Source organism: Mycobacterium sp. 1245852.3 (genome assembly GCF_001669335.1).
GTDB lineage: Bacteria > Actinomycetota > Actinomycetes > Mycobacteriales > Mycobacteriaceae > Mycobacterium > Mycobacterium europaeum_A.
In genome coordinates this window covers 1-505 of sequence record NZ_LZLL01000517.1, presented here as the reverse complement: position 1 = coordinate 505, position 505 = coordinate 1, and the positions used below count along the sequence as shown (strand labels likewise).

The 505-nt window shown below is 69.7% G+C and carries 1 protein-coding gene; it reads left to right on the top strand.

Translation table 11 applies throughout. The annotated features are described in order from the left end of the window. Positions 1 to 505: cutinase family protein (locus tag A9W96_RS23250; protein ID WP_231999816.1), on the top strand; the 505-nt coding region annotated here is incomplete at both ends.

Here is a 505-nt window from a genome sequence, read left to right as displayed (position 1 = left end):
CTTGGTTCCGCAGTAGTTCTCGCAGCGTCGGGCGTGGCCGTTTCGGCCGTGTCCGCCTCCGTTATCCCCTCCGCGTCGGCCCAGTGTCCGGACGTGCAAGTGGTGTTCGCCCGCGGCACCGGTGAAGCACCGGGCGTGGGCCCCACCGGCCAGGCCTTCGTCGACGCCCTGCACCAGCGCGTGGGCGGACGGTCCTTCGACGTCTACCCCGTCAACTACCCCGCCAGCGATCAGTGGGCGACCGGCATCGACGGCGTCAGAGACGCGGGCGCGCACGTGAATTCGATGGCCCATGACTGCCCCACCACCAAGATGGTGCTCGGCGGCTACTCGCAGGGCGCGGCCGTGATGGGCTTTGTCACCTCGGCCGCCGTGCCCGACGGCATCGACCCCAACACCGTGCCCAAGCCGCTGGCGCCCGACGTGGCCAACCACGTCTCCTCGGTGGTGCTGTTCGGCATGCCCAACGTGCGGGCGATGAACTTCCTCAACGAACCGCCCGTGG